24 protein-coding genes are annotated in these 24,375 nt (G+C 62.7%); 17 read left to right on the plus strand and 7 right to left on the minus strand.

Features of this window, described 5'->3' with window-relative positions; genetic code table 11:
* Window positions 1-293 precede the first annotated feature (293 nt).
* Window positions 294-611: a cell envelope biogenesis protein TolA gene (locus ACAM42_RS07085; protein WP_369631561.1), complete on the minus strand. Its 318-nt coding sequence runs from the start codon at window positions 609-611 to the stop codon at window positions 294-296.
* A gap of 579 nt (window positions 612-1,190) precedes the next feature.
* On the opposite strand from ACAM42_RS07085, the gene ACAM42_RS07090 reads away from it, so the two are divergent.
* On the plus strand, window positions 1,191-2,516 hold the full coding sequence (locus tag ACAM42_RS07090; protein ID WP_369631562.1) for an IS1182 family transposase: 1,326 nt from the start codon (window positions 1,191-1,193) through the stop codon (window positions 2,514-2,516).
* A gap of 521 nt (window positions 2,517-3,037) precedes the next feature.
* A complete protein-coding gene (locus ACAM42_RS07095) occupies window positions 3,038-5,026 on the plus strand; it encodes a phosphatase PAP2 family protein (protein WP_369631563.1) in 1,989 nt (662 codons plus the stop codon).
* Between the two features lie 506 nt (window positions 5,027-5,532).
* Here the strand turns inward: ACAM42_RS07095 and ACAM42_RS07100 are convergent.
* The 5 genes from ACAM42_RS07100 to ACAM42_RS07120 are packed head-to-tail and all read right to left on the minus strand — an operon-like array spanning window position 5,533 to window position 11,627.
* Window positions 5,533-6,861: a four-carbon acid sugar kinase family protein gene (locus tag ACAM42_RS07100; RefSeq protein WP_369631564.1), complete on the minus strand. Its 1,329-nt coding sequence runs from the start codon at window positions 6,859-6,861 to the stop codon at window positions 5,533-5,535.
* Entirely contained in the window at window positions 6,858-8,126 is a 1,269-nt protein-coding gene (locus ACAM42_RS07105) for a ribulose-bisphosphate carboxylase large subunit family protein (protein WP_369631565.1), read from the minus strand. The genes ACAM42_RS07100 and ACAM42_RS07105 overlap by 4 nt, the downstream gene beginning before the upstream one ends.
* 2 nt (window positions 8,127-8,128) lie before the next feature.
* Complete coding sequence (locus tag ACAM42_RS07110; RefSeq protein WP_101490957.1) at window positions 8,129-8,668, minus strand: VOC family protein; 540 nt, start codon at window positions 8,666-8,668, stop codon at window positions 8,129-8,131.
* Window positions 8,669-8,705: 37 nt separating this feature from the next.
* Window positions 8,706-10,601, minus strand: coding sequence for a TRAP transporter large permease subunit (locus ACAM42_RS07115; protein ID WP_369631566.1), 1,896 nt, complete (start codon window positions 10,599-10,601; stop codon window positions 8,706-8,708).
* 6 nt (window positions 10,602-10,607) lie between these two features.
* On the minus strand, window positions 10,608-11,627 hold the full coding sequence (locus tag ACAM42_RS07120; RefSeq protein WP_192195195.1) for a TRAP transporter substrate-binding protein: 1,020 nt from the start codon (window positions 11,625-11,627) through the stop codon (window positions 10,608-10,610).
* A 125-nt stretch (window positions 11,628-11,752) separates the two neighbouring features.
* On the opposite strand from ACAM42_RS07120, the gene ACAM42_RS07125 reads away from it, so the two are divergent.
* The 10 genes from ACAM42_RS07125 (at window position 11,753) to ACAM42_RS07170 (ending at window position 18,308) form a co-directional block, all read left to right on the plus strand.
* Window positions 11,753-12,808 (plus strand): LacI family DNA-binding transcriptional regulator, encoded by a 1,056-nt coding sequence (locus ACAM42_RS07125; RefSeq protein ID WP_369631567.1) that lies wholly within the window; start codon window positions 11,753-11,755, stop codon window positions 12,806-12,808.
* A gap of 434 nt (window positions 12,809-13,242) precedes the next feature.
* Window positions 13,243-13,695 carry a hypothetical protein gene (locus ACAM42_RS07130; RefSeq protein ID WP_369631568.1) on the plus strand — a complete coding sequence of 151 codons (453 nt, stop codon included), beginning with the start codon at window positions 13,243-13,245 and terminating at the stop codon, window positions 13,693-13,695.
* Between the two features lie 146 nt (window positions 13,696-13,841).
* Window positions 13,842-14,831, plus strand: a complete 990-nt coding sequence (locus ACAM42_RS07135) for a DUF932 domain-containing protein (RefSeq protein ID WP_369631569.1) — start codon at window positions 13,842-13,844, stop codon at window positions 14,829-14,831.
* A 258-nt stretch (window positions 14,832-15,089) separates the two neighbouring features.
* Window positions 15,090-15,683 (plus strand): YqaJ viral recombinase family protein, encoded by a 594-nt coding sequence (locus ACAM42_RS07140; protein ID WP_369631570.1) that lies wholly within the window; start codon window positions 15,090-15,092, stop codon window positions 15,681-15,683.
* Window position 15,684: 1 nt separating this feature from the next.
* Window positions 15,685-16,224 (plus strand): hypothetical protein, encoded by a 540-nt coding sequence (locus ACAM42_RS07145; protein WP_369631571.1) that lies wholly within the window; start codon window positions 15,685-15,687, stop codon window positions 16,222-16,224.
* Window positions 16,221-16,532 carry a hypothetical protein gene (locus ACAM42_RS07150; RefSeq protein WP_369631572.1) on the plus strand — a complete coding sequence of 104 codons (312 nt, stop codon included), beginning with the start codon at window positions 16,221-16,223 and terminating at the stop codon, window positions 16,530-16,532. Before ACAM42_RS07145 ends, ACAM42_RS07150 begins: the two co-directional genes overlap by 4 nt.
* Complete coding sequence (locus tag ACAM42_RS07155; protein ID WP_369631573.1) at window positions 16,529-16,816, plus strand: hypothetical protein; 288 nt, start codon at window positions 16,529-16,531, stop codon at window positions 16,814-16,816. Before ACAM42_RS07150 ends, ACAM42_RS07155 begins: the two co-directional genes overlap by 4 nt.
* Window positions 16,797-17,057 carry a hypothetical protein gene (locus ACAM42_RS07160; protein ID WP_369631574.1) on the plus strand — a complete coding sequence of 87 codons (261 nt, stop codon included), beginning with the start codon at window positions 16,797-16,799 and terminating at the stop codon, window positions 17,055-17,057. Before ACAM42_RS07155 ends, ACAM42_RS07160 begins: the two co-directional genes overlap by 20 nt.
* A 244-nt stretch (window positions 17,058-17,301) precedes the next feature.
* Window positions 17,302-18,087, plus strand: a complete 786-nt coding sequence (locus tag ACAM42_RS07165; protein ID WP_369631575.1) for a hypothetical protein — start codon at window positions 17,302-17,304, stop codon at window positions 18,085-18,087.
* Window positions 18,084-18,308 carry a hypothetical protein gene (locus ACAM42_RS07170; RefSeq protein ID WP_369631576.1) on the plus strand — a complete coding sequence of 75 codons (225 nt, stop codon included), beginning with the start codon at window positions 18,084-18,086 and terminating at the stop codon, window positions 18,306-18,308. The genes ACAM42_RS07165 and ACAM42_RS07170 overlap by 4 nt, the downstream gene beginning before the upstream one ends.
* Window positions 18,309-18,350: 42 nt before the next feature.
* Here the strand turns inward: ACAM42_RS07170 and ACAM42_RS07175 are convergent, their stop codons facing one another.
* Window positions 18,351-18,626 (minus strand): helix-turn-helix domain-containing protein, encoded by a 276-nt coding sequence (locus ACAM42_RS07175; RefSeq protein ID WP_369631577.1) that lies wholly within the window; start codon window positions 18,624-18,626, stop codon window positions 18,351-18,353.
* Between the two features lie 253 nt (window positions 18,627-18,879).
* On the opposite strand from ACAM42_RS07175, the gene ACAM42_RS07180 reads away from it, so the two are divergent.
* The 5 genes from ACAM42_RS07180 to ACAM42_RS07200 all read left to right on the plus strand — a co-directional run bounded on the left by ACAM42_RS07180 (window position 18,880) and on the right by ACAM42_RS07200 (window position 24,251).
* Window positions 18,880-19,344, plus strand: a complete 465-nt coding sequence (locus ACAM42_RS07180) for a hypothetical protein (protein ID WP_369631578.1) — start codon at window positions 18,880-18,882, stop codon at window positions 19,342-19,344.
* 103 nt (window positions 19,345-19,447) lie between these two features.
* Window positions 19,448-19,660, plus strand: a complete 213-nt coding sequence (locus ACAM42_RS07185; RefSeq protein ID WP_095743808.1) for a hypothetical protein — start codon at window positions 19,448-19,450, stop codon at window positions 19,658-19,660.
* The gene (locus tag ACAM42_RS07190) at window positions 19,657-19,902 is read left to right on the plus strand and encodes a hypothetical protein (RefSeq protein ID WP_095743809.1); all 246 of its coding nucleotides are present in this window, start codon (window positions 19,657-19,659) and stop codon (window positions 19,900-19,902) included. Before ACAM42_RS07185 ends, ACAM42_RS07190 begins: the two co-directional genes overlap by 4 nt.
* An 11-nt stretch (window positions 19,903-19,913) precedes the next feature.
* The gene (locus tag ACAM42_RS07195; RefSeq protein WP_369631579.1) at window positions 19,914-21,044 is read left to right on the plus strand and encodes a J domain-containing protein; all 1,131 of its coding nucleotides are present in this window, start codon (window positions 19,914-19,916) and stop codon (window positions 21,042-21,044) included.
* 1,773 nt (window positions 21,045-22,817) lie between these two features.
* Window positions 22,818-24,251, plus strand: a complete 1,434-nt coding sequence (locus ACAM42_RS07200; RefSeq protein ID WP_369631580.1) for a YfjI family protein — start codon at window positions 22,818-22,820, stop codon at window positions 24,249-24,251.
* The last annotated feature ends 124 nt before the right edge of the window (window positions 24,252-24,375 follow it).

Here is a 24,375-nt window from a genome sequence, read left to right on the forward strand (position 1 = left end):
GCCGCAGGTGCATGTTTTCGTGCGAATAGGGCCCAGCCTCCACGGAAAATTGCCTGAGAGCACTGCAGTGTTTTCCCCCATCGGTTCTTCCTGCTCCAAGAAGAGCGCGCGTGTTACTTCGTATTCAGTCAAAAGCTGAGACTCCACTATCCTGTAGATTTAACAAAATCTCGCGCTACCGGCAGCCGATTGCAGCAAGGGCATTCAGCACATACGCCTACTAAGAAAAATGACTTGCAGCAACACGTGCTGAGGTCGAATTGGGTAGCGCCTTTTTATTGCTTTCACTCGAATTACTGGGGCGTACCGCCTTGAATAGGCACTGGTTTCTTGCCGCCGCTCTTGGCGGGGCGGCGCGCATCGCGCGTTTGTTTCCGCGCCTCGCCAGCATCCAAAGCCTTACTAGCGGTTACTCCACCGCTACCTTCTGCGACCGTGGCTTGATCGCCACCGGTCGCTTTTACCTGGCTGGCCGGTTGAGCGCTCTTGCGAGCTTCGGCGCGATCAACAGCTTTGCCCTTGCCTGTGGGATCGATTTCGGCAGGATTCGTCTGCGCGTATGCGCCAACAGTGAAAAGCCCGGCGATCGCCGTTGCGAAGATCTTACTCATTGCGGATTTTTCCATCTAAAAAATAAATAAAAGTAGACCCGCTGAGGGTTGGCGAGGAGATTTAAAGGGTGGTTGAGAGAAATCGTAGCACCGCTCAATGGCGGTGCGGAAAAAAAATATCGAACTGATCTATGTCGAAAGTCCAAGGCCTTTTCGGCATTCGAGGGAAGCGGCGAGAGTCAAGAGAGATTTGGCATCGATTCTCGGTGTATCAACGAATGTTGGAGTTCATTGCCTGAATGAACTGCGCAATGGTTGTGGACTGTCAGACCCGAGAAAAGAACAACTCCGTTTTCCGCCTTCGAAATAAGCTGCCACATGCTGCGTTCTCAGGCAAGCACCCCCGTGCGTCGCACTGAGTAACTCAGCCTCGAACCGGTGACCCGCGATATCCACCCAGGTCAGCGATATTGGGCGACTCGTTCAGAGTGAGCGATGGAGCGGGCGTTGCTGATGATCATCGTTTCGATGGCGAGCCAACATAGTGCTCATGAGCTCCGGTCCTAGCCGAGTGCTAAGGACTAGGAGCCTGCGCGGCAGAGCGCGACGATCGCGCAGAGGCTTGATAGATTTGGGCGCATGCCGATCAGCTACCTTCCCTACGAGCCGCAACAGCAAAGGCTGCTTCCAGATGCACTTCAAGACTGGTTGCCCGAAGGGCACCTGGCGTACTTCATCAGCGACAGCGTCGACAGCCTGGATCTGAGCGCCTTCCATGCGCGCTACGCCAAGGGCGGGGCGCGCAACCAGCCCTTCCACCCGGCCATGATGTTCAAGGTGCTGATCTATGGCTACGCCACGGGCACCTTCAGTTCGCGCAAGCTGGCGGCCAAGCTGCACGAAGACGTGGCCCTGCGGGTGCTGGCCGCGGAGAACTACCCGGCGCACCGAACACTGTCGGACTTCAGGGCGCTGCACCTGCAAGAGTTGGCGGCCTTGTTCGTGCAGGTGGTGCGCCTGGCGCGCGAGTGCGGTCTGGTCAAGCTGGGGACGGTGGCGGTGGACGGCACCAAGCTCAAGGCCAACGCCAGCCGCCACAAGGCCATGAGCTACGACCGGATGGTCAAGGCCGAGGGCGAGCTCAAGGCGCAGATCGACGGCCTGCTCAACCGTGCCAAGGCCGCCGACGATCTGGAGAAGAACGAGCCGGACCTGGACATTCCCGGGGAGATCAAGCGGCGCGAGGACCGGCTCAAGGCGATCACCGAGGCCAAGCTGCGCCTGGAGCAACGCCAGCAAGAAGCCGATGCGGCGCGTGGTCGCAGCAAGGACGACGAACGCAAACCCCGCGACAAGGACGGCAAGCCCAAGGGAGGACGCTACAAGCGCGACTTCGGCGTGCCCAAGGACGGCGCCCAGGAGAGCTTCACCGACAGCGACAGCCGCATCATGAAGCGCTCGGGCGGGGGCTACGACTATGGCTACAACGCCCACACGGCGGTGGACGAGGCCGCGCAGATCGTGGTGGCGGCAGAACTGAGCAACAACGCCGCCGACAGTGACCGCCTGCCAGTGCTGCTGGCGGCAGTGAGGGCCAACCTGGGCGAAGACGCACGACAGGTGCTGGCCGATGCGGGATTCCGTTCGGAGGCGGTGTTCGAGCAGCTCAAGGACAGTCCGAGCGAACTGATCGTGGCGCTGGGCCGAGAGGGCAAGCAGGCGCTGGACATCGACGCCGAGCGATACCCGTGCACTGCTGAGATGGATGCCAGGCTGAAGACGCCCCGAGGACAAGCGGCCTACCGGAAAAGAAAGTGGAGCGTGGAGGCGCCCAACGGGTGGATCAAGAGTGTGCTGGGCTTCGGGCAGTTCAGCTTGCGCGGGCTGCACAAGGTCAAGGCCGAGTTCAAGCTCGTGTGCATGGCGCTGAACCTGCGAAGAATGTGCGCCTTGCAGGCCAGATGAGAACGAGAGAGAGAAGCTGAGGCGTGTCTGGCAGCTTCCGGCGGGCCGAGTCGGGCGGCTCACGCAGTTCCATGGGCACCCAGGACGTTACGCCAACGCCCTCGGGCCGTTCGCAAGGTGCAACGGCGCGTGCCGAGCAACTCAAAAACTTCTGCCGCGCAGACTCCTAGGCCGTCCTACTTGATGAAACGATGCATGGCCTCCGAGATGAAGACATGCAGTTCGCTTGGTGGCGCCTGTATCGATAGTTGCCTTCTTCTGCTTGTCGGTGTACTTCGAATGAGGTCTTCGCATGAATGAATACACGAACTCCCCCAAGTGCTCCAAGTTTTCGTCCGCACCTCCTTCGTGGAAAGAATCGTTGCCGTCCATGTTTGGGCTTTGAATATTCAGCATGTCCCGGGGACGCTCTTTGGAGCGATGTTTCACTGCGGTGACTTGTTGCTTTCGTAAATTCCGGGCTGTATGCGTCGACCCGGAGTTGGGTCGACGCGACTTTGCTCTCCCTCTTTCTCTGTTTCATGCCTTCTGTTTTCCTGCCTCGCTCCCTTTTTGCTTATTCCCTCGTTGCCACACTCTGCCTGTCCGCCTGCGGGGGCGGCAGCGAAAACACGCCGCTATTCCTTCCCGGCACTACGTCCGCACCAGCGCCAGTGATCGAGGTGGCGGGGCCGCCCAAAGATCTAGGCTTTGTCGACAGCGCGCCGGCGCCCAATGAAACGACCGTGCCGCCCTTCGTGGACAACGTCGCCACCAACCAGCGTGGCGACGCCCGCTTCGCCACGCTGCAAACCAACGCCGGCGTGCGTGTGGCGGCGGGCTTCCTCGACCTGTGGGAGCCCACCTCCAGAGTGGTGGATGCAGATGTGACAGCCGCGGCGCGTGATGGCTTCCCGGCCATCAACGGCACAACTTGGACCGGCATCCCTGGCAGCGCCACCGACGGCAAGGCGCTCAATGCGGCCGTGCTAAATCAGAACATCCAGTACGTGATCGACCTCACCAACGCGCGCACGCCGGCTGGCGACTTGGCGGCCTGGATGGACGACCGGCGCGGCAAGGGCTTCAGCATCAGCGACGGTATGGGCCCGCTCACGGCCGCCTGGCGCACCGCCACCGGACAGAGCACCACGCTTACCAGCGTCCCGGCCGATGCGGCCACCGTGCTCTACACCGACGGTGGCAAGGACGTCGGCATCGCTGGCGCGGCCAACCCCACCTTTGGCACCGTAGTCGATCTGCTGGACAACATTGGCGAAAACGGCTCTACGGAGCCGGCCAAGCGCTTCTATAAATACGCGCGCCCGTGGCGCTGGAGCGCCAGCGTCAAAATCGCACCAGGGTTGGAGTCGGCCCGTAGCAGCACGCCCGTCACCGATGGAGGGTTCGTGAGTGGCCACACCGCCGAAGCCGTGCGTAAGGGCATCGCCTTTGCCTACGTCGTGCCACAGCGCTTCCAGGAAATGATGGCGCGCAGCCTGGAGATGGGCGAGAACCGTGTTCTCGCAGGCATGCACTCGCCGCTCGACGTGATCGGCGGGCGCCTTCATGGCAGTGCCGTGGCCACCGCGAGCCTGGCGACTGGCAGCAATGCCACGCGCAGAAGCGCGGCCTTCGCCCAGTCGCAAACCGTGCTGATGGCTGCAGCGGATACCAAGGACGCGACGGCCTTCTATGAGTTCGCGCATTCGCAAAAGCTGGCCGACGATCGCTTCGCAGACCACGCCGCCAACAAGGCCGAGTACCTGCGCCGCCTGACCTTGGGGTTCAAACAGATCGCCGACACCACCAAGCCCGCCGTAGTGCCCAAGGGTGCTGAAGTGCTGCTCGAAACGCGTCTGCCCTACCTGAGCGCCGAGCAGCGCCGCGTGGTGCTCAAGACCACTGCCATCGCTTCAGGCTACCCGGTGATGGACGACGCCGAAGGCTGGGGCCGCCTGAACCTGTTTGACGCGGCTGACGGCTACGGCGCCTTCAACGGCGACGTGGTTGTGACGATGGACGCCAGTCTGGGTGGCTTCAACGCCATCGATCAGTGGCGCAACAACATCGGCGGCAACGGCAAGCTGAACAAGCTGGGCACCGGCACGCTACGCTTGGGCGGCAACAACAGCTATGCGGGCGGCACGCTGCTGACGGCCGGCACGTTGCAGGCCGACAGCGCCACAGCCTTCGGTCAGGGCAATGTCTACGCTGGCGGCGGCACGCTAGTCAGCAACGCCACCGCAGCCGTGGTGGTGCACGGCTCCTACACCCAGACTGGCGGCGCAACGCTGCAACTGAACCTGGGGGTCAACGATGCGGGTCGCCTGAAGGTCGCTAATGTGGCGGCCCTAGCCGGCACGCTGAACGTCAGCTTCAAAGCGGACAGCCAGCCCAAGGTGGGCGAAACCCTGTTGCTCATCACCGCCGGCACGCTTACGGGTCAGTTCTCTGCCATCACGGTGCCGGGATTCAAGGTCACGCCGATCTACACCGGCTCCGAACTGCGCCTGCTCATTGGCGCCTGACCGACTGAGCGTCGAAGAGGGTTTAGTTGAGGCGGCACTGTTCATCGCGGCCGGTGACAATCCCAGCCGATTGGGAGTGTCGGCTCAATCTTTCGATGACCCACAAATTCGTTCGCAATCCACCGTCCGAGGACGACGCCAGTACGTCGTCCGTCCTCGCCACATGACGGTGTTGCTAAGCGGCGGATTGCCCTTGCGATCCAAGTATCCACCGAGCTTGGTGAGCGCGCTCAAGTAGTGCGACAGCGGTCATTGATCATCCAGTTCGAGCGAAGCTGAGTGACAGCGGAGAGCTCGGGTCGGGTGGCGTGCTTGGGGGTTCGCCTAGCCAAATGCAGATGACGGTACTTTTGACGGTACCTTTTCCTGGCTCATCAGGAAAACTCAGCATTCATGCGGTTCTCTGTTGTAAATTCGAGTCAGACAAGCGCACCAGACAAAAAGCCCGACAACGTCCTGCGTTGCCGGGCTTTTTTCTTTCTCTCGAGAAGCCGCGCGACGCTCGCCTAGGACGCGCCGTGCACCAGGCGCTCGAACACGTCGTCCGAGCCCATCTGGCCGCCCTTCAGCATGATCTCCAGGCCGTCGAGCGCGGCGTCGTCGCTGTGCACGCGACACAATGAGGTGCCGGCGCCGATGTCCGCCACGTACGAAAGCCCCCAGGCGTCGAACGCCTGCACGGCATGGCTCGAGGTGTCACCGCCGGCAATGCCCACCCGTTGCAGCGGGGCCAGGGTCAGTACGCGGGCCAGGAGTTCGCCACCGGCGCGCGCGAGGGCTTGGGCATCGATGCCTCGCTCGGCCGGCAACGGATTGAGGGGGCGGGTGCAGGCCAGCACGTTGCGGCCGCTGGCGAGCCCGTTCGCGATGTCTCGCGCATGGCGTTCCAGCGTGGCGGCGTCCCGCTGCGCCATCGCTGACGCATCGAGCCACACGGTATCGAAGGACCGTGCCGCAGCGACCTGCCGTGCCGTGACAGGCGACAGGCTTCCGGCAAGCACCAGCACCGGACCTGGCGCGGGCGTGACGACGCGCTGTGTCGGCTCAGTGCCGTTGCGTGAGTCCAGCGCAGGCGCCAGCGCGTCGACCACGCTGCTGGGTCCTACTGCGAGCATGGTGTGGCGCTGTGCCCGCGCCCACAGCACCTGCCCGATGGTCGCGAGCTGCGCGGCATCGGCCACGTCGAACAGCACGGCGTCAGGCGGCGTGTCGGGCGAGGGCGGCTGAAGCGCGCGTTGCAGCGCCGCCTCGAGTGCCTCGCTGCCCTTCGACACCGCCGTGAACGGCATGGAATGCACGTCGGTCAGACCTTGCCCGGCCAGATGCCGCCGCAAATCCGCCTCGTGCATCGGCGTCACCGGGTGCCGGCTCATGGTTGGATGCCGGTCGATGCGGAACACTTCACCGCCCGCGCCCGCTGCCGCGAACAGGTTGCCGAACAGGCAATGCCGACCGAGGTTCGGCTGCCCGCCGAGGATCGCCGTCCATGGCTGTTCGACCGCGCCGCCCAATGCGCGCACCGCAACGCCGATCGAGCCGATGTGCGGTGCGCTGTCAAAGGTCGAGCAGGTCTTGTAGTGCAGCACGCGCGCGCCGAGCGAGCGGAACAGCGCGGTGACGGGGGCCAGTTCGACCTTCATCTCGTCCGGCGTCATCGCGCGCGCAGCGCCTGCGATGCCCAGCACGTCCAGCGGCCCCGCGCGCTCGATCAGCGCGGCATCGGGCGTCTTCAGGAACAGCAGGGCCCGCAGACCCGCGCGGGCCGCGGTGCCGAGCGTGTCGGTCGCGCCGGTGAAATCGTCGCCGTAGTAGACGACAGCCGGGGCCGGCGTCATGGCTTGTCGAAGAAGGCGAGGGCGCGCACGAGTTCGGGCGCGTGCTTCGCGGCGTCTGCCAGTGTGGTCCCGGCGCGCGCGGCCGACCACGCCTGGCGGATGCTGGTCACGCCGGCTTCCGCGCCGTCGGGGTGCGCGAGGATGCCGCCGCCGGCCATGAAGAGCAGGTCGTCGCTGCCGATGGCGGCCCAGGTGGCGGGCACGGTGCCAGCCCACTGGCCCGAGGAGAACGCGGGCATCACGCGGTCGTCCGCCGCATCGGTCAGTGGCGTGAAGCAGTCGCGCGCCGATTCGATGACTTCGCTGTTGGGCTGCGAGAACTTGCCTTGCAGGCCGTGCACATGCATGTGGTCCACGCCCGCGAGGCGCCAGAGCGTTTGGTAAGCCTGGAACGATATGCCCAGCAGCGGATGCCGCGACAGCGCACCGTAGCCGTTTCGGTGGCCGTGCAGCGCCAGGCCGGTGTGGCGTCGCAGCGTCTGGATGCCCGAGTGCCCGCACCAGTTGAGGCTGGCCATCACGCAGGAGCCGCCTTCGCGCTCCACGAGGTCGGCGTGGCGCTTCATCGCATCCGTTTCATCGGTGATGTTGAAGGCCACCATCACGTGCTTGCCGGTGCGCTCCTGGTGCGCGCGAACGACCGCCATCACGGCGGGGACGCGCTCTGAGAGCGGCGCATGCGCGGGGTCGGCGCAGACTTCGTCGTCCTTGATGAAGTCCACGCCCGCGGCGCAGAGCCGGTCAACGAGTGCGGCAGTCTCCGCGGCAGAGAGCCCCACGTTCGGCTTGATGATCGTGCCGACCAGCGCGCCGCTCGCCACACCCGTGGCGCGCCGCGTGCCCGCGATGCCGACGCGCGGCATCTCGAACTGCGCGCGATAGGCAGACGGCACATGCAGCGATTCGAGCCGCAGCCCCGTCACTTCACCGAGGTCATAAAGGTTGCCTGAAACAGTCGCGGCGAGCGTCGGCAGGTTGGCGCCGATGTTCGCGACAGGAAACGAGATATCGACATGCGCACGCCGCCACGGCCCACGCGTTCCCTTGCGCTCCAGCAGCGCGTTCGGCAGGCTCGGTGATGCAACGGGTTCCAGCTCCGTGATTGCTTCGACCGTCGCACGCGCACGTTCGCGCAGCGCATCGGTCTCGCCCTCCACGCGTGTGAAGGTGCCGCACGATTGCTCGCCGGCCATCACTTCGGCGACGGCCGCCAGGTCCACCGGCGTCTCGATCAGGTAGCGCGCGCGGATGCGTTCGGCCGCCATCGTCACAGCTTGCTCAGGTCGGGAAAGGGGCGCACCGGTTCGCTGCCGTCCCAGCCTTCAGAGGCGCTGCGGATCAGGTCGAACATCTTGCCCTTGGGCCCCGCCACTTCCGACAGCTCGATCACCGTGCCTGGGTGGTACTCGGTGTCGAAGTAGATGAAGCGGCCGCGCTCGCCCACTTCTCCGCTCATCACTGGCTTGAAGCCCTGCGCGGTGAGGCGTGCGAGGTCTGCGTCGTAGTCGGCGGTCCAGTAGGCGACGTGCTGCAGGCCCGTGCGGCCCGCTTGCAGGAAGTCGCGGTACATCGAGGGCACGTCGTTGCGCGTCTGGATGAGCTCGACCTGAACGTAGCCCGAGTTCGCGAGCGCCACCGAGTTGTGCGGCTCGTGCGCCTCGCCGTTGTAGCGGTAGTTCTTGATGGGCACCTTGGGGTTGTAGAACCACGGGCCCACGCCCAGCGTGGTGCTCCAGTAGTCCATGGCGGCTTCGATGTCGTGCACGACATAGCCCAGCTGGCGGATCTCGCCGAGGAATCGACTCATTGCAATTGGCTCCGGTGATGTGAGTGTGTTGTTGTGATCAGAACTTGAGGAAGCCGGTCGAGAACCACGGGAAGGCGGCCACGATCACGAGGCCCACTAGCATCGCGGCGATGTAGCCCCAGATGTGCCTGATGCCTTCGTCGGGGTTGACCTTGCTCACGGCGCACGCGCCGTAGTAGCCGACGCCGAAGGGCGGCGCGAAGAGGCCGATGCCCATCGAGAAGATCACGACCATCGCGTAGTGCACCTCGTGCACGCCCGCGGCCTTGGCGATGGGAAAGAGCAGTGGCCCGAACAGCACGATGGCCGGAATGCCCTCAAGCACGCTGCCCAGCACGATGAATGCGACGATCGATACAGCGAGGAAGCCATACGCGCCGCCCGGCAGCGTGCCCATGATGCGCGCCAGGTCCTGCGAGAAACCCGACTGCGTGAGGCCCCAGGCCATGGCCGTGGCGCAGCCCACGATGAAGATGATCGCGCCCGAGAGCGAGGCGGTGTCGATCAGCATCGGCTTCAGCCGCTTCCAGTCGAACTGCCGGTACACGAAGAGCCCGACCAGTGCCGAATACACGATGCCGATGGTCGACACCTCGGTGGCGGTGGCCACGCCCTCGACCACGGCGGCGCGGATCACGAAGGGCAGCAGCACCGCGGGCAGCGCGACCATCAGCAGCTTGCCGATCTCGCGCTTGCTGTAGCGCTGCACGCCGCTCAGGTCTTCGCGGCGGTAGCGCCACCACACGACCACGCATAGCGCCGCCCCCAGCACCACGGCCGGCAGCAGCCCGCCGGTGAAGAGCGCGGCAATAGAGATGCCCGTGACCGAGCCTATGGTGATGAGCACGATCGACGGCGGAATGGTTTCGGTCTGCGCGCCGGTGGCCGAGAGCAGCGCCACCAGGTCGCCCGGCTTGGCGCCGCGCTTGACCATCTCGGGGAACAGCACGGGCGCGATGGCCGCCATGTCGGCGATCTTGGAGCCCGAGATGCCCGACACCAGGTACATCGCACCGATCAGAACGTACGAGAGGCCGCCGCGCACATGACCCAGCAGGCTCGCGAGGAACTGGATCATGGCGCGCGCCATGCCTGTCATCTCGATCAGTGCGCCCAGGAAGATGAAGAGCGGCACCGCGAGCAGGATCAGGTGCGACATGCCTTCGTCCAGCCGCCCTACCATCACCAGGAGCGGCGTGCGCGTGGTGAGCGCGAGGTAGCCGAAGGTGGCGAGCGCGAACGAGAACGCGATGGGCACGCCCGAGAGCACGGTGGCCGCCACCACGACCACGAAGAAGATCACGAGGTTGAACTTGCCGAGCGTCGCGAACAGCGGCGCCGCGAGCCAGAAGATGCCGACCAGCGCGGCCATGCCGAGCACCGCGACTGCTATCTGCTTGCCTGTGCATACACGCAACAGCCGCAGCAGCGCCATCACAAGCATGATGCCGATGCCCGCCGGAATGGCCGCGGCGCGCCAGGCGTTGCTGATCTCCAGCGCGGGCGTGACGATGAACGACTCCTCGTGCGCGTAGTCGATCGAGGGCCAGGCGACGAGCACCAGGAACGCGATGGACGCGGCAATGGCGAATGCATCGAGCATGGCGCGCGTCGAAGGCGTCACCTTCTGCAGCAGCGCCGTCATGCGCATGTGCTCGCCGCGCCGCAGCGCGACCACGGCGCCCAGCATCGAGAGCCAGAGAAAGAGGATCGACGCGAGCTCGTCCGACCACACCAGCGGTGCATGGAACACATAGCGCGACACCACGCCCGCGAACAGCACGCAGATCTCGGTCAGCACCAGCAGTGCGGCCATGGCTTCGACGGCGCCGCCGATCACGCGGTCGGCGCGCCCGGCGATGCTGCTCAGCGCGTTGGCCGAAGGGCCGGCGCCAGTAAACGGCGCCGCCTCGAAAGTGGATCCATGCACCATGGCCGCTTAAGCCAGCTTGCCGACGGTGCCTTCGAGCAGCGCCCAGGCCTCGGGACCGAAGCGGCCCTTCCACTCGCCGTAGAAGCCCGATTCGCGCAGCTTGGCGCGGAAGCTGTCGGCCGTCGGGCGGTTGATGGTGAGGCCCTTGGCCTGCAGGTCGCCGACGACGGAGTCGTTGAGCTTCTTGATGTCCTCACGCTGCTGCATGCCGGCGTCATTGATGGCGCGCGCGACGATGGTCTTCAGGTCGGCGGGCAGGGCGTCCCATGCACGGCCGTTGGCAATGAACCAGTAGCCGTCCCAGATGTGGTTGGTGAGCGAGCAGAACTTCTGCACCTCGAAGAGCTTGGCGACCTGGATGATGGGCAGCGGGTTCTCCTGCGCATCGACGATCTTCGTCTGCAGCGCCGAATACACCTCGCTGAACTGCAGGCTCGCGGGCGCGGCGCCCAGGCCCTTGAACATCGAGATCGACAGCGGGCTCACCGGCACGCGGATCTTCAGGCCGTCCATGTCCTTCGCGGTGGCAACGGCCGCCTTGCTGCTCGTGGTCTGGCGAAAGCCGTTGTCCCACATCTTCTCGAACGCATAGAGGCGCGACTTGGCGATGGCACCGCGCACATGCGCGCCGACCTTGCCGTCCATTGCGGCCCACACCTGGCTGTAGTCGTTGAATGCAAAGCCCACCGCGTTGATGGCGGCCACCGGCACGAGCGTGGCGATGACGAGTGCCGACGGCGTGAAGAACTCGATGCCGCCCGAGCGCACCTGCGCAAGCATGTCGGTGTCGCCACCGAGCTGGTTGTTGGGGAAGATCTTGATCTCGACCCGGCCCTTGGTTTCCTTGGCGATGCGGTCCGCGGCTTCCTGCGCGCGCACGTTCAGCGGATGGCTCAGCGGCAGGTTGTTGCCGTACTTGTACGAGAACTCCGCAGCGCGCGCGATGCGCGGCACAGCCGACACGATGCCGGCGGCGGGGAGGGCGGAAAGCGTGCGCAAGGCACTGCGGCGAGTCAGCGAGGTCATGTCTTTTGTCTCCAGGATCTTCGGAATGTGCTTGATGCAATCTGATGCATCGGTGGATTCGGACCAAAGTGACGATAAAAGCATGCATCATCCGGGTCAAACTCGATTCTGATGGTTTTTGATGTATGCGGCATAACCCTTCACCTCCTTCCGATGCACGCCGCGCGCGCGTGGTCGACATCGCGCGCGCGGCGCAGGTGTCGACCGCCACGGTCGATCGCGTGCTCAACCGCCGGCCCGGCGTGCGTGACGCCACGGTGCAGCGCGTGCTCAAGGCCGCGGGCGAGCTCGACTATCTGCCGGGCCCCGAGCTCTATGCGGCGCTGACACCGCCGCCGCTGCGGCTCGTGTTCCTGCTGCCCGCGGGCACTAACCGCTTCATTCGCATGCTGGGCGATATGGTGGGTTACTCGCAGGAGCACTGGGCGCCGTTCAACGTCCAGTGCCGCACGGTGTTCATCGAGAGCTTCAATCCGCACGAGCTGGCCGACGCATTGCGCAAGCACGGCCAGCGTTGCGATGGCATCGCGATGATGGCGCTCGAACATCCGGCGGTGCGCGAAGCGGTGGCCGCGCTGGCCGCGCGCGGGCTGCCGGTGGTCACGCTGATCTCGGATCTGTCGAACTCCGAGCGCGCTGCGTTCGTGGGGCTCGACAACCGCGCCGCCGGGCGCACGGCCGGTTACCTCATCGGCCGCTTCATCGGCGCGCGCGCCGCGAAGGTCGCGCTCATCGCGGGCAGCCTGAGCTACAAGGCGCACGAGGAGCGCGAGGCGGGCTTCCTGCACGTCATCGACGAGATGTTCCCGAAGCTCGAAGTCGTGGGCCTGCGCGAAGGCCAGGACGACGCGGCCAAGAACTACCGCCAGACCCGCGCTCTGCTGGAGCAGCATCCCGACATGGGCGGCATCTACAACATCGGCGGCGCGTCAGACGGCGTGGCGCGCGCACTGAAGGAAGCGGGGCGCGAGCAGAAGGTGGTCTTCATCGGCCACGGCCTCACGCCCGATACGCGCGCGCTCCTCATCGACGGCAGCATGGACGCGGTGATCACGCAGAGCCCGCACACCACGCTGATGAGCTGCGTGCGTATCTTCACCAACCTGCGCGACAAGCGGGACGCGCTCAGCGGCGTGGAGACCACGCGCAGCCAGGTGATCTTTCGCGAGAACCTTCCGTAAATATGGCATCTGGCTGCGGCCAGGCCGCTTCATTTGGTAGATGGGCAGCTCCCTCGTTGCGCTGGAGCGGCTCTGCTCGCGACAAAGGGCGGTTGGCCGTGCTAACAAGGTGTGTGCGGGGAAATATCAGGCTTTGGCTCTGGACAGGGGTGGTCAATTCTCGATTTCGAGCGAACGTGTTTGATTCCAGAATTTTTCAGACCCATATGACTTAGGTGAGCACTGACAAGAAGTGACCATCTGGCTTGCCCAGTCGGGCGAGTACGTGCGATGGAGCCGATTCCCCATCAAATCTTCGACCGAACTCTCGCTTTCTCGAACCTAACCAGCCAAACCAGCAAGAAGCCCGGCACGACCTCGCGGTCCGCCGGGCTTTTTGCCGTCTGGGTGCTCCTTCTCTTCCATTCACCCGCCTGCAAAGGAGTTTCTTCAGCTTGTCCTACTTTCAATGTCCCAACTGCGGCTCCAACCGCATCGAAACCCGCGACGTGGCCCAGCGAACCGGTGGCACGCTCGGCGGTCTGGCCGGTGCAGCCGGCGGCATCGCTGGTGCACTGCGCGGAGCCCGCACCGGCTTCACCATCGGCATGGCTGCCGGACCGGTCGGCGGCAGCCTCGGCACCGCCATCGGCGTCGTCCTCGGCGCTCTGGGCGGCGGTGCGCTCGGCACGGAGGTCGGCGCCATCTTCGGGCGTGTCGTCGACGACCGGGTCCTGAACAACTGCCGATGTACCGCGTGCGGTCACACCTTTAGTGGTCAGCGAGGAACCAGTGAGCCGCCATGGTCCTCGGCCGAACCGACTGCACCGTTCCCTTTTCGACCGATGAATCCCGACTCGGAGCCGAATCCGCACGAAATCGATCCTGATGACCCTGATTTCGCCTGACGCGCAGTTATCCCTTTCGCGCTTTTCGCCCTTGAGCCACTCGGCTCGTCGTTTCCTTTTCTCCTTCCCACAAATCCTCCCGGCCGAGGCTGTCGCAGCTCCTCGGCCAATGCTCGCCTGTGCGCGCAATTTAAGAAAGATCTTCCATGGCACATCAGATCGAACAAATGGCTTACGTCGGCGACACACCGTGGCACCGCTTGGGCCATCGCCTCCAACCCAATCAGCCCGTCGAAATCTGGGCCCAGCAAGCCGGCATGGACTGGACCATCCAGGAAACGCCGGTGCGCTTCATGACCCAAGCTGAGGGCGATTCCCTGCAGGCCCTGGAATCCTTCTCCGAGCAGAAGGTGCTCTACCGCAGCGACTCCCACATGCCGCTGTCGGTCGTCAGCAGCCGCTACCAGGTCGTGCAGCCCCGCGAAGTCCTGGAGTTCTACCGTGACCTCACCGAGGTCGGCGGCTACGAGATGGAAACGGCAGGGGTCCTCAAGGGTGGGCGCAAGGTCTGGGCGCTGGCGCGCACCGGCAAGCAGGCCGTGCTCAAGGGCAGCGACACCGTCAACGGCTATTTGTTGTTCGCGACCTCCTGCGACGGCTCACTGGCCACCACGGTCACGCCGACGACCGTACGGGTCGTGTGCAACAACACCCTGGCTATCGCACTGGACAACACCAGCAACGTCATTCGCGTGCCCCACAACACCAGCTTCGACGCAGACGCCGTCAAACGACAGCTCGGCATTGCCATCGGACAGTGGGACGACTTCATGCACCGCATGAAGGTCCTGTCCGAGCGCAAGGTCAAGTGCAAGGAGGTCGAAGCCTATATCCAGCATGTGCTCTATGGGCCGATCGAATCGAATGGGCTCGCCACAGCTCAGACCGGCATCCAGTCCATACCGCGAGCCTGGGCGGCACGCAAGGTCCTCGAGTTGTACGAGGGCAAGGGCCGGGGCGCCGAGCTTGCCGCTGCGCGGGGCACGACCTGGGGCTTGCTCAGCGCGATGACCGAATTCGTCGACCACGAACGCCGGGCTCGCAATCGCGAGTACCGCCTGGACAGTGCCTGGTTCGGCCAGGGCGCTGCCCTCAAGCAACGCGCGTTGGCGCATGCGCTGGAGCTCGCTGCTTGACGCTATTGGATCTTCGACCTCCTCCTCACTCCCTCTCACAACTCCCACTCAGCTCCTCACCAAAGCCCCGCCCCTCCATCGAGAGGGCGGGGCTTTTTGCTGGATGGGGCGGTTTCAACCTTCAGAAAGAAATCGATGAACTCAACTCCCCGAAGCACACAGCGTTCCCCGAGCGCTCGTGCGCGGTCTCGCGCCCCTGCATTGCACTTGGTGCCGACCACTCGTTCGCAGGATCCGATATCCGAGCGGTGGCCGGACATGCAAACGGACGGCCTTGCCGGGATCGGCAGTCTCGACGCCGCTGCGGCCGTAGGTCGCGATCCCTTCAAGTCTGCCGTGCGGCTGTGGATGGAGAAGACCGAGCGCCACGACCTGCTGCAGCCTGTCGATCCTTCCCTCGTTCAGTCCGCAGAAACCGCAGCCTATTGGGACCGCCTGCTCGAGCCCATCGTGGCGGCGCACTATGCGCTGCGCACGGGGCACCAGGTGCGGCGCACTCGCGCCTTGCTGCGGCACCCGCAGCACCCCTGGATGCTGGCGCTTCCCGGCCGCGAAGTCGTCGGCGCTCCCGATGTCCAGCTGCTGGAGTGTCGATGCGTCGGCATGCACGCGGCTGAGCTCTGGAGCGCGGGCCTTCCCGCCTACGTGCGGATCCAGATGCTGCATTGGCTGGCTGTCACAGGCGCCCAGGCCCTGGATGTGGTTGCCCTGATCTGCGGCCAGGACCTGCGGATCCACCGGGTCGAACGCGACGAGGTCGAGATCTCCCGACTCATCGATGCCGAGCGCGAGTTCTGGCACTGCGTGGCAACCGACTGCGCGCCACTGGCGGGCGATCGGGCGGAGGTCTGAGATGGGCAGCATCGTCTACCGGGCCACCAAGGACCAAGCCGTCCATGACGAACTGCATAGCGTCGCAGCCTTTGCTGCGGTGCTGGCACATCGCGCGATCGGCAACCGGCTGTGGTTCCTGGCACAAAACCGTTCGGGTGAACACGCCGGGCGGATCTGGATCGGCCTGACCCTCATCGATTGCAGGAAGGGTGAAGTGGCCGTCAAGAGCATGGACGAGAGCTGCGGGCCGTACTACTTCGACTGTCCCTTGGCCTTCCTGGATCGGGCCAGTCCTCCGACTGGGCCCTACGCAGGCCCGTGGCGCGAGAAGGTGCGCGAGTTCCATGCGAACCGTGCAGCGAGGCGAGCAGCCATCCGCCCGGGCATGCGCGTCTCGTACGGCGAGTGGACCTACGTGCTGCGCCGAAGCCTCGGCCGCCGTGGCTGGGACGTGGCACGAGAGAGCGACGGCCTGATCTGTCGCCTGAAATCCCGACAACTCGGCAGCGCGACGGTGTTGTCGTCCCAAGAAAAACATCCACAAGAGAAACACCCATGAAGACCAAGTTCCGGCGGCACGCCACAGTGCCGCCCCATACCCGAGACCCCTTCGCCCAAGACGTATTCAAGTGGTCTAGCGACTTCGAAGTTCCCTCGATCGGCGACGACGTGCTCATCCGCATCAACGGCATCGGCCGCGCCAAGGTGGTGGGCTACGCCTCGCAAGGCGGCTACCTGGGTGTGATGACCGTGCCGCATAGCCCGCCCGATTGGTGGATTCGCCAGAACGGACCACCCAGTGCCGACAACGCGGCGCTGGCGTTCGGTGCGGAGATCTCGCGCATCGACGCCGGGGAGGATGCATGAGCGGCACCGCGTTCACCCCGGCCATGCCCCGCACGGTGGTGGTGTTCAGCGTCGAGCTTGCCGTCTTCGATGAGGAGGCGCTCGCTGGTGCTGCCAGGGTGCGTGCACGCGAGGATGGCCTGGACGATGAGGCGTGGGCGTCGATGCGCTCGGGCATCTCGGATGACCTGGTCATGCTGCTGGATCCGGGCCTCATTGCCGATGCGGGCTTCGAGATCCTGCAGTCGACATGTGAGGTGTGCGAGGTGAATGAGGGGAGCCTGCATGCCGTCGACCAACGTTGAATTCGTCACCGAGCTGATGGAGTTCAGTGCCCATGGCGCACTTATCCAGGCATTCGTGATGCAGGCGCTGGAGCAGTACGCCAGGCGCGTCGCTGAAACGGATCCCCAGGCGCTGGACACGCCCATGGTCAGTGGTCATGCCTGGCATGGCTGCGCTGTGGAAGTGCGGGACAAGCTGGCCAGAAGGCTGGGGCGCAACGACCCCAGCCTAGCCGCCACTTCGACCACTCAAGGGCGCTGACTCTCGGACCGCAGCTGACTCGCTGCAGCTGCACTGAAGAGTGAATAGGGGCTCCCCCGCGCCCGCCTCGGACCTCCCGGTCCGCCTTCATCCCCTACGCACGCACCCACCACGCCCCGGCCTCTCTGGCCTAGAGCGTGGTGGAGGTGCGCGCGTGGGTCTGGCTCGCCCCTTATCGCCCTTTAGGGCCGGCACTTCATGGCGTTGCCGTCAACGGCTGCGCTCACAACATAGAGGATCAACTTTGTTTATTCCGATCATGGCGGAGGCACACGCTCGCCCGCCATCAACCAGGCCGTCCCAGGAACGGCTGAATCACTCTCCTGCAGCTTCCACCAAACAGGACATCTGCACCTATCACCTGGTGCGCGTCAGCCGCAACCGAAAGACCGGCCCGATTCCGGTGACCACGACGAGTGCGAACTCGTGCCCACCGAGCTGCAGCTTCAAGGGCAATGGCTGCTATGCCGAAAGCGGACCCCTGGCCATTCATTGGCGCAGCGTGTCCGAGGGGCGGCGAGGCCACAGCTTCGGCGAATTGCTCCAGGAGATCACCACCTTGCGTCGCCATGCCCTGTGGCGCCACAACCAGGCGGGTGATCTGACGCCCGAGGCGCCCGGCGTCATTGATGCCGGCCAGCTCACACGGCTGGCCATGGCGAACCGGGGGCGTCGTGGATTCACCTACACCCACTATCCGCCTACCCCCGAAAACCAGGCGGCGATCCTCAATGCGAACCGGCTTGGCTTCACGGTCAACCTCAGTGCCGAGACCTTGGTCCAGGCCGACGCGTATGCGGACCTGGGCATCGCGCCCGTGGTCGTGGTACTGCCTCAGGGCGCAACGAAACCCATCCGTACGCCAGCCGGGCGCCAGGTGATCGTCTGCCCCGCCAGCACCGGCAACTCGGACTGTCTGAACTGCGGCATCTGCCAGCAACTTGATCGCGCCGCCATCGTGGGTTTTCCGGCCCACGGCGCTGGCGCCCAGCGTGTGCAGGCGATCTTCTTCGAGGGCAAGCCCTCATGAGAAGCACACCTGACGCGATCCCCGCGCCCGGCGTAACCAGCCAGAAGGAAATGTTCGCGCTCGATGAGGCGTTTCTTCAACGGGTGGATCGCGTGATGCTGCAGCGCAAGCAAACCGATCCGTTTCAGCAGGAAGCGACCTGGCGCGCCACCGAAGAGGAGGCTAGGGTGCGACAACTTCAGTTGCCGGAGGAGGCCCCTGTCCGCATCACCCCCCGTTGAATGTGGCGTTTTACTGGGATTGGGGCGTCGCCGATCTCTCTGTCATTGGTGGCGTGCCCCGAGGCCCTGCATATGCGAAACACTGCCTAGCAACTCGGCTGGTGCAATGCCCAGCGCGTGGGCGAGGCGATGAATGTTGAACAGCGAGACGTTCTTTAGTCCCCGTTCAATCTGGCTGATGTACGTCACGTGCATATCGCTGAACTCTGCGAGTTGCTCCTGAGTCAGCTTGCGGGCATCCCGAAATGCACGAACAGCAACCCCAAATCGCAACTGAACATCCTCCTTGCTGGCTAGTTTGGAGGTCGACTTCGGCATTGCTCCGAGTCTGAAAATCCTAGATCTAAAAATCCATAGACGATGAATCTATATCTGGCAAACTATGCAATTGGTAGATTTAAAAATCTATAAAAAATCCACTCAAGAAGCCTCGGAGAGCGATTCCAGAAGCCTTCGAACAGGTATGACTTGCCTGAGCTTTTGAGAGGCGGGTGTCTGCTTCGTGCGGCGGCGCGATTGCTTGAGAGCAAGTCTGCGTAGACGTCTCCATCAACACTAACTAGAGGAAAAAATGATCAACACACACATCCAAAGAGGCCGCCTTGCGCTGAGCGCGCTGCTGGCGACGCTCGTTCTGACCGCCCCGGCCGCGCAAGCTGCCCAGGGGCAATGGACTCAAGGCTATGGCCAGGGCAACCTCGAGTACTTCATCGACGCCCAGGGCATGCGGCTGCTCATCGGCTGCCCAACGCAGGAAGGCAGCGCCGACGCGGCGTCCAGCGTCACCTTGACGGCGATGGCTTCGTCCCAGGAGGTGAAGAAGTTCACGGTCAAGGTCGGCGGCCGCACGTACGAAGGCCCCTTCGAGGCCGACAGCCGCGTAGGCGAGGACAACTTCATCACCTTGCTGAACGACCTTCGCAAGGGCGATGCCTTGGTCAGCTACGGCGGCAAGACGATCACCTTCGCCAAGAGCAATGCCGCTCAGGTCCTGCCGGCATACGGCAAGAAGGGCTTCCAGTGCAACCTGGGATGAGGGGCCTCGGCTCTTCTCACTCCCCATCTCCATCAATCTAGACACTGCCCTGGCCGGGCCGCCTCAAGCGGTCTGGACCAGGACGACCCATACATCGAATCACATGTCCAAGAAAGCCAAGATCATCTGCATTTACCTTGCCATCGGGGTGTTGTTCGCCCTTTACGGATGGCTGTTCGGAGACAACTCGTACAAGAGCTTTGCATACAACCTGGGCACCGGAATCGTTTGGCCCATCATGCTGTTCCCAGGGCTGGGCAAGATCCTCGGCGCGGGCATCCTGGCGCTGTTCGTCGGCCTGGTGCTGATGTCATGAATATCAAGCTCTTGCGTCGACTTGCCGCCATCGGCCTGCTGATTGCGTTGGCAGGCTGTGGTCGCGACGAGGTGAAGGTCGACTTCATGGAGGGATGCGTCCAGGGCGGCATCTCGAAGTCGATCTGCAAATGCATCTTCGGCAAGATCGAGCCGGACCTGCGGCAGATGCATGCCGGCGAGCAGGTGGAGGGGCTGGGTCAGCGCATGACCCAAGCCACGGCGATTTGCCTGCGTGATTGACGCGATGAACCATGAAAGATCATTACGAGGTCCTCGGCGTTCGCCGCAGCGCCGCTGAAGCCGAGATCGCGCTGGCCTACAAGGGGCGCCGGACGCAGTACCACCCCGACAAGTATCAAGGCAGCGATGCGCAAACGCTGCAGTGGGCAACTGCCCGGATGCAGGAGGTCAATGAGGCCTACGCGGTGCTCTCGGACGCGCAGCGGCGGGCGCGGTTCGACGCGCTCAGCCCCCAGAGCAGCGACGACGTCGCTGCCGACGAACCAGTGGCAAATCGGGAAGGTGCACCGGCGCCAACCACAGCGTCATTGCAGAACTTTCTGCATCAACGCTTCGCATCGGACGGCCGGTTTTCGCGAACTTACTTCGCCCCCAGCATTCCGCTGAAGAAACTCAGCAACGCCCTGCAAAGCTATGGCCGCGGTATCCAGGCCGAAGAGGTGGTGGCGCTCATGGACACCACCGTATTCGGCGGCGCGAAGGACGGGGTCATGCTCACCGAAAACCAGATTCGCCTGAAGGACCTGGGCTCAGGCCTGGCGATCTGGCGGTGGCCTGACATTCGGTTCATCGAGGCGGAAAAGACCGGGATCTACATCAACGGCCACAAGCTCATCGACTGCCTGGCCGTCAACGAAGGCGAGGTGGCACACCTGGTCAGCGGATTGCAGGCGTTCCTGCAATTCCGCAGCAAGGAGTGGCAAGGGCCGCAGTCCGGACAGCATCGCGGCACGCCACAGGACGGCGCCGACCCTTTGGCTCAGAAGTACCGCAGCATGTACGACATGGCCACGCGTGAGTTCCTGGACCTGTGCGAGAAGATCCAGAAGTTCGAGTTTCAGCTGGGGGAGAACTTCATCGAGCGCGAAAACGCAGCGGCGTACTTCGGTTATCTGGAGCAGTGCCTTCGAGATGCCGGAAGAGCTGAGCGGGCCTGGGCGATCCTCGGCGAGATCGCGATCCTGAGCAGGGCCACCGTCTCCTTCAGCGATACGGGCAAGACAGTCCCGCCAGACCTTGTCCGGCCGCGCGACGGCGACTCGCAGTTGGTGATGGAGCTGCGCGCACTGCTGCACTTTTTGCAAGAGGCAGTTCAGGAGGCTGAGCGGCAGGTCGAGGCGCAGCAGTTCTTCAGGCGCTGAGGGCGGACATTCAAGAGTTGGCGCAGACCATGCGGGCGATCGAGAGATCGCTCGCAGGTCTGTGCTTCTTTTTTTGGGTCCGGCGCCTCTTGGTAGCTTGAACGGGAAGGAGCATCACTGCCGGGATGGAAACAACTGGCATCAAGGAGTCGACGCACACGCGGCAATCCGGCGTCAAGGACGCTTCAGCTCAATCGTGCGGTCACAACCACTGTCCGTGCGCCGTTTCGCATCTCTCGCACGCAATCACAACGACTGTTTCCTCAAGCGTGTCGAGAAATACCCCATCGAATCGGTTGACGGCAATCAAGTAGGTGGGATGCCATTCATACATGTTCACATGAGAGTACCCGCAACTCGTGCAGACGCGGACGTTCTCATAGTCCTGCACGTCCTGAAGGAAAAAGCCAGCCTCTTGTAAATAATCGCAGGCCGCTTGTACGCCGCACTTCGTGCAGTACGACTTCAGCACTCGGGCATTTGTAACTTCCAAGTGGTTTCCGGTGGTGTATGGTCTCGCGAGACATTCGGCGTTGCGATGCAGGTTCACGTGAATAGGGCCGATGGGGGCGCTGCAGTTCGAGCAGTGAGACTGAGGGACTTTTTTCATATGGGTGGCCATTTCATTGATCTCAAATTTGGGTTTATTGGTGTCCTCGATGCTTGGCTGTGACGCATTCGGAGGTGAGCAGTGGATCGAAGACGAGGACAACGCAGTTCGCTGTCATGTCATTGCCCGCCACGATAGAAATCGCCCGATCCCGTGAGAGAAGAAGCCGCAAAGCGGTTCGACGACTGGGTGATGCCTCGAGCCTCAGGATCACGATCGGCCTTCGAAATGTGGTGCTGGCACGCAGCAAGATCAGGCGGTAACGCGAACTCACTGCTCAAGCCCACCTAGCGATACGAGCCGCCTTCTGGGTCCGCGCCCACGGAGACGGGCAGTCCGTTGACTCAGTGAATAGACACAGCCGATTGAAGCAACTGAACAAAGGACATATGCCCCGGCATCCAGCAGATCGGTGGGCCCTGCTCAACTCTGTCCCAGGGATAGCGCGCTCGATGGAGATTTTCGGCAACTCTCGCGTGCATCAAGACCGAGCGGTAGAGCTGAGTCGAACGCCCGCGCCTTGGAAAAAATTGCGGTTCTACTTCTAACGACTTTTCTCTGAGTCGAGTCTATTCAGACTTTCAGAGAGAGGTACAAAGTACCTCTCTTATCAATAAGAAAATAAACCCAGGGCAGAGCCCCCGCACTGTTTACGCGTGGATGCCTGGCTACCTCCCGGCGCCTGACAAATCATGGACGGGGCAAGTAGATTTTTACTTAAATGCTCTTTGGCCCCGTTCATTCGGGGGCAACTAATGGCCGGCTTCCTTGCGCGCCCGAACTCCTCTCGCCGCGCTCTTTCGGAAGTCCAAGGAGGTGTCATGGAAATTTCCGCCATCATCTATCCTATGTAGACGTTGATGCGAAATTAGGATGAAGCTTTGCCAATTCAATCAATGCGCGCGCGAATGTCACCAGTGCTGCACGATTCAAAAAAAGAGCGTGCGGCAACCGGGCTATATGACGGAGATCGAGGAGGTTTAATATTTTCTCGATGAGAAGGTGGTCTGATTCGGGCCAATGATCGGAGTGCGCGGAGCCTTGTTGGTTTGCGTTACAATTAATTTGTTGTAAAAATATATTTTTAAGTAATGCCATCTCCAGGATTCATACCTAAGAAAAGTATACGAGTTGGTTTTCCTTGGCACCATTTGCCGCCCCTATTGCAGAAAGTACTGCAGGAGGTCGGCGCCGTCGTTCAGTCTCCGGTGGAGTTGGCATTTGCTTCCGCATTGGGTGTGCTGTCGATCGCTTGTCAGGGTTCTCGCCGCGTCAAGGTTCCCATTGGCTATACATGCAACATAGGGGTCTACCTTCTGACCATTGCCGGCTCCGGCGTGCGCAAGTCATCGACGGACAGACCTTTCATGGTGCCTGTGCGCGCGTTTCAGGCAGAGTGCGACGCTGAACACGCAAAGAGAATCCGGGACTTCGAGCGGGATCGGCGAATCTGGGATAGCGAGCGTAAAGGGCTGGAGCGGGCGATCAGCAAGGCGCGAGCCACTGACAAGCCGATCGCGGACATCGAAAGCAAGATGGTCGAACTCTATGAAAGAGAGCCTCAAAAGCCCAAAGGCTACAAGCTGATCGTCGAGGATGCCACTCCAGCTGCGTTTGCCCGTATCCTGGCTGACAGTCATCCCACGACGGGCATCTTTTCTGACGAAGGCGGCACGGTCCTGAACGCACCCGTGCTGCGCAGCCTAGAGATACTGAACAAGGCATGGAGTGGAGACGCGATCAACATTGATCGCGTGACTACTGGCAGTTCACTTTCGGAGCGTACGAATCTGACGCTCTCGCTCATGGCTCAGCCTCGTGTGGTGGACAACTTCCTTGGGAAGGCCAATAACCACGCACGCGAGAGCGGATTCGTATCAAGGTGCCTCGTGGCTCGGCCCCACTTTGAGCCGGGCTACCGAGATCTTCGGCCAGGCGTTCAGTATGCGGAGGGAATGGAGGAGTGGACTCGAAGAATCACGCAGCTGCTTCGAAAAAACCACCCGCTTGAATCACCGCCAGCGACGCCTGAGACGTTGCAATTTTCACCCATTGCTGCAGAAGAATGGGCGGCATTTGCCCGACGAACGGAGACGTTTCAACAAAGGGGAGAGATGTTCTTCGATATCCCTGATGCGGCTTCGAAGATGGCAGAAAACGCTGCACGTATCAGTGCGTTATTTCATTGCCTGGGGTCGGACACTCTGGAGATCGGGCACGATTCGGTCGTTGCTGCGACTTGGGTATGTGATTTTTACCTGCGTGAATTTCATGCCATCTTCAAGGAGAGGGAAAACGATGACGATGAACTGCACGCAAAAAATATCACTGAATGGCTTCATGCTAGGTGCGAGATCGATGGTCGAAAGCCATATATATCGGTGAGAAAAATACTTCAGCTGGGCCCATCACCGCGAAATGTCAATGCCCGTGATCGCGCACTGGACCTCATGGCGCAAAAGGGCATGGTTCGCATCGTCAGAAAGCAAAGTCAAATTAATCTTTGGCTAAATCCGAGTAAATTCAAGGTCGACCTTGTGGAAGGGGCTCCGAACAATGGCTTCCCCAAGGATGCCGACAATTTTCCATGGTTCTAGATAGATTGTGATTTACATGCATCGAAACACTGCTACAGCTGCTACCTGTAGCAGCTGTAGCAGTGTTTCGTGGCTATGGATCTGTTTATGGGGTGTGAGGTTGAGGGCGAACGACTATGCCTCA

The sequence above is a fragment of the Variovorax sp. V35 genome (genome assembly GCF_041154465.1).
Classification (GTDB): Bacteria; Pseudomonadota; Gammaproteobacteria; order Burkholderiales; family Burkholderiaceae_C; genus Variovorax; species Variovorax boronicumulans.

Excerpts from the sequence above, each read along its gene's own strand:
- ACAM42_RS07185 (WP_095743808.1), top strand. The coding sequence starts at position 19,448 with ATGTCCAAGAAAGCCAAGATCATCTGCATTTACCTTGCCATCGGGGTG.
- ACAM42_RS07125 (WP_369631567.1), top strand. The coding sequence starts at position 11,753 with ATGCGGCATAACCCTTCACCTCCTTCCGATGCACGCCGCGCGCGCGTG.
- ACAM42_RS07135 (WP_369631569.1), top strand. The coding sequence starts at position 13,842 with ATGGCACATCAGATCGAACAAATGGCTTACGTCGGCGACACACCGTGG.
- ACAM42_RS07095 (WP_369631563.1), top strand. The coding sequence starts at position 3,038 with ATGCCTTCTGTTTTCCTGCCTCGCTCCCTTTTTGCTTATTCCCTCGTT.
- ACAM42_RS07150 (WP_369631572.1), top strand. The coding sequence starts at position 16,221 with ATGAAGACCAAGTTCCGGCGGCACGCCACAGTGCCGCCCCATACCCGA.
- ACAM42_RS07100 (WP_369631564.1), bottom strand. The coding sequence starts at position 6,861 with ATGACGCCGGCCCCGGCTGTCGTCTACTACGGCGACGATTTCACCGGC.
- ACAM42_RS07155 (WP_369631573.1), top strand. The coding sequence starts at position 16,529 with ATGAGCGGCACCGCGTTCACCCCGGCCATGCCCCGCACGGTGGTGGTG.
- ACAM42_RS07085 (WP_369631561.1), bottom strand. The coding sequence starts at position 611 with ATGAGTAAGATCTTCGCAACGGCGATCGCCGGGCTTTTCACTGTTGGC.
- ACAM42_RS07115 (WP_369631566.1), bottom strand. The coding sequence starts at position 10,601 with ATGGTGCATGGATCCACTTTCGAGGCGGCGCCGTTTACTGGCGCCGGC.
- ACAM42_RS07140 (WP_369631570.1), top strand. The coding sequence starts at position 15,090 with ATGCAAACGGACGGCCTTGCCGGGATCGGCAGTCTCGACGCCGCTGCG.
- ACAM42_RS07195 (WP_369631579.1), top strand. The coding sequence starts at position 19,914 with ATGAAAGATCATTACGAGGTCCTCGGCGTTCGCCGCAGCGCCGCTGAA.
- ACAM42_RS07170 (WP_369631576.1), top strand. The coding sequence starts at position 18,084 with ATGAGAAGCACACCTGACGCGATCCCCGCGCCCGGCGTAACCAGCCAG.
- ACAM42_RS07105 (WP_369631565.1), bottom strand. The coding sequence starts at position 8,126 with ATGGCGGCCGAACGCATCCGCGCGCGCTACCTGATCGAGACGCCGGTG.
- ACAM42_RS07145 (WP_369631571.1), top strand. The coding sequence starts at position 15,685 with ATGGGCAGCATCGTCTACCGGGCCACCAAGGACCAAGCCGTCCATGAC.
- ACAM42_RS07160 (WP_369631574.1), top strand. The coding sequence starts at position 16,797 with ATGCCGTCGACCAACGTTGAATTCGTCACCGAGCTGATGGAGTTCAGT.
- ACAM42_RS07175 (WP_369631577.1), bottom strand. The coding sequence starts at position 18,626 with ATGCCGAAGTCGACCTCCAAACTAGCCAGCAAGGAGGATGTTCAGTTG.
- ACAM42_RS07120 (WP_192195195.1), bottom strand. The coding sequence starts at position 11,627 with ATGACCTCGCTGACTCGCCGCAGTGCCTTGCGCACGCTTTCCGCCCTC.
- ACAM42_RS07180 (WP_369631578.1), top strand. The coding sequence starts at position 18,880 with ATGATCAACACACACATCCAAAGAGGCCGCCTTGCGCTGAGCGCGCTG.
- ACAM42_RS07090 (WP_369631562.1), top strand. The coding sequence starts at position 1,191 with ATGCCGATCAGCTACCTTCCCTACGAGCCGCAACAGCAAAGGCTGCTT.
- ACAM42_RS07110 (WP_101490957.1), bottom strand. The coding sequence starts at position 8,668 with ATGAGTCGATTCCTCGGCGAGATCCGCCAGCTGGGCTATGTCGTGCAC.
- ACAM42_RS07190 (WP_095743809.1), top strand. The coding sequence starts at position 19,657 with ATGAATATCAAGCTCTTGCGTCGACTTGCCGCCATCGGCCTGCTGATT.